Consider the following 2,801-nt stretch of genomic DNA (forward strand, 5'->3'; position numbering starts at 1 on the left):
AAAGACCTGATTTCAATAATGTGCTTTGTGTAGGCGAAAAAACAGCTCAGAAATTGATGGATTTAGGACAAAATGTGGTAAAAACAGCTAAAAATGCTTCAGAATTGAGCAAATTTATGCTAAAAAACTATAAAAATGAAGTTTTTTACTACTTCTGTGGATCACTACGAAGAGATGAACTTACGGATAACATAAAAAGTTCAAAAAATACGATTTTTGAGGTAAAAACGTATAAAACTGAGCTAAATATGAAGAAATTCGATCAAATATTCGACGGAATCATGTTTTTTAGTCCAAGTGGTGTAACCAGTTTTACTAAAGAAAACAAGCTTCTAAATTCCTATGTTTTTTGTATCGGAGACACGACTGCTTCACGAGCAAAAGCAGAGTCGGATAAGGTATATATTTCCAATACTACTTCTGTTGAGAGTGTGATCGAAAAAACGGTAAATATTTTAAAAGAAAATGCTTAAGAACGATTTATTTTTAAAAGCCTTACGCGGAGAATCTGTGGATCGTCCTCCCGTTTGGATGATGCGACAAGCAGGCCGATATCTTCCGGAGTTCCTGCAGATCAAAGCTAAGTACGATTTCTTCACCCGATGCCAGACTCCCGAACTGGCAAGTGAGATCACCGTACAGCCTATCCGGCGATTTGGCATGGATGCCGCAATTCTCTTCAGTGACATCCTGGTGATTCCACAGGCCATGAATATCGATGTGGAAATGAAAACCGGTGTAGGGCCATGGCTACCTCAGCCCATTCGCGAGGTGAAGGACCTGGATCGTGTTATTGTTCCGGATATTGAGGAGACTTTGGGTTATGTAATGGAAGCCATAGCCATGACAAAGGAAAAACTAAATAATGAGATTCCATTGATAGGATTCGCCGGAAGCCCGTGGACAATATTATGTTACTGTGTAGAAGGACAGGGATCCAAGAATTTTGCGATGGCAAAAGAATTTTGTTTTACTCAGCCCCAGGCGGCTCATCAATTACTTCAGAAAATAACAGACACCACTATCGCCTACCTGAAGGAAAAAGTGAAGGCCGGTGTGAACGCTGTTCAGGTATTCGATAGTTGGGGCGGGATGTTGTCACCCACCGATTACCAGGAATTCAGTTGGAAGTATATTCAACAGATCATCGATGCCCTAAAGGATGAAACTCATGTAATTGCCTTCGGAAAAGGGTGTTGGTTCGCATTAGGATCAATGGCCAAAAGTGGAGCATCAGCACTTGGAGTGGACTGGACCTGTTCTCCGCGACATGCAAGACATCTCACGGGTGGAAATATTACACTACAAGGTAATTTTGACCCTTCCCGTTTATTCAGTCCGCCAGCAGAGATTAAAAAAATGGTAAAACAGATGATCGATGAATTTGGAAAGGATCGCTATATTGTAAATTTAGGGCACGGAATTCTTCCTAATGTCCCCGTACAAAATGCCGGAGCCTTTATTGAAGCTGTTAAGGAATACGGGGGAACGTGATGAATATTTGGAGGCGAATACGGCAAATGAGTTTGAAGCAATTATTCCATTTTGGCATCCTGTTCGCGAAAAACCCATTACTAATTGCCCCTACGATCAAAGCTTCAAAACGTACCATAGCGATTTGCGATCTGCGATTTGGAAGCTTACATCACAGTCACCGAAAAGAGAACGCTTTCAGACATGCACTTTGGAATTGGCAAATTTGTGAATATTGTCGAAACAGCGTCAAAAACGATCAAAAAACGGCCAAATGGGCTAAATATGTAACAAAAATGTATGAAAACGTTACAAAAAATGAAAATGTGGAAGCTGCGATGGATTTGCACAATAACGCAATTGGACGAAAGCTGTTTTTAGACGAAAAATGGACTAAATCGACTGAAATAGAGCAAATTTTACTTAAAATGATGGAAAAAGCTATAAAAATCGACAAAATTGAAGAACTTATTAATCTAAAGGATCAACTAGTGTATATTTCAGAATAATGTTCAAGAACATCATAAAAGGGCTGCGCGCCTATGGAGGAACTTTTAACCTAATCAATCAGTTAGGTCTTTGGAAATATTTCGGTATTCCTATACTAATCAGTATCCTAACTGCAGTTGTAATTGGATTTACCGCTTATGGATTTTCAGATAATATAGGAAGCCTGATTTCGAAAGCCTGGATATGGGAATGGGGTTCGGAGACCTTCAGAACCATAAGCGACATTCTTGGTGGAATTATGATAGTGGCCCTGGGCCTTATTCTCTATAAACACATCATAATGGCCTTAAGTGCGCCCTTTATGAGTCCTGTCTCCGAGAAGATTGAAGCTCATATAACAGGAATTCAGCACGAGCACAGAAAAACATCCTTCGGCGCACAACTATGGCGCGGAATTAAGGTAAATGGAAGAAACCTAATCATGGAGCTCTTTCTTTCTATCCCGATATTTATCATAGGATTTATCCCGATTGTTGGATTTATATCGTCTGTTTTACTATTTCTGGTACAATCTTATTACGCTGGCTTCGGAAATATGGATTATACCCTGGAACGGCATTTTGGTTACCGTAAGAGTGTCCGTTTTGTAAGTGATCACCGTGGTTTGGCAATAGGAAACGGCATGGTTTTCATTCTTATGCTGTTTGTTCCGGTACTGGGTATCATCTTTGTGCTGCCACTTTCCGTAACTGCAGCCACCACAGAAACAGTCAAAATACTTTACCCTTCAGAAAAAAAATGAAAGAACAATTTGTAAGCTATATAAGAGGACTTCAAAATACAATTACCTCCCGGCTCGAGGAACTGGATAGCAAAGC

General features: G+C 40.1%; 4 protein-coding genes. All 4 read left to right on the top strand.

The features are described from left to right. Nucleotides 1–473: uroporphyrinogen-III synthase (locus Q0X89_RS07055; RefSeq protein ID WP_297692543.1), on the top strand; the 473-nt coding region annotated here is incomplete at its 5' end. Beyond that, complete coding sequence (gene hemE / locus Q0X89_RS07060) at nt 466–1,494, top strand: uroporphyrinogen decarboxylase (RefSeq protein WP_297692545.1); 1,029 nt, start codon at nt 466–468, stop codon at nt 1,492–1,494. The genes Q0X89_RS07055 and hemE, both read left to right, overlap by 8 nt. 26 nt (nt 1,495–1,520) lie before the next feature. Beyond that, nucleotides 1,521–1,982, top strand: a complete 462-nt coding sequence (locus Q0X89_RS07065; protein ID WP_297692547.1) for a hypothetical protein — start codon at nt 1,521–1,523, stop codon at nt 1,980–1,982. Then, nucleotides 1,982–2,725, top strand: a complete 744-nt coding sequence (locus tag Q0X89_RS07070; RefSeq protein WP_297692549.1) for an EI24 domain-containing protein — start codon at nt 1,982–1,984, stop codon at nt 2,723–2,725. The genes Q0X89_RS07065 and Q0X89_RS07070 overlap by 1 nt, the downstream gene beginning before the upstream one ends. Nucleotides 2,726–2,801: the final 76 nt, after the last annotated feature.

The organism is uncultured Eudoraea sp., from assembly GCF_947258525.1.
Taxonomy (GTDB): Bacteria; Bacteroidota; Bacteroidia; order Flavobacteriales; family Flavobacteriaceae; genus Eudoraea.

What these genes read in the sequence shown, in the direction of transcription:
- hemE (WP_297692545.1), top strand. Translation starts at nt 466, where the DNA reads ATGCTTAAGAACGATTTATTTTTAAAAGCCTTACGCGGAGAATCTGTG.
- Q0X89_RS07070 (WP_297692549.1), top strand. Translation starts at nt 1,982, where the DNA reads ATGTTCAAGAACATCATAAAAGGGCTGCGCGCCTATGGAGGAACTTTT.
- Q0X89_RS07065 (WP_297692547.1), top strand. Translation starts at nt 1,521, where the DNA reads ATGAGTTTGAAGCAATTATTCCATTTTGGCATCCTGTTCGCGAAAAAC.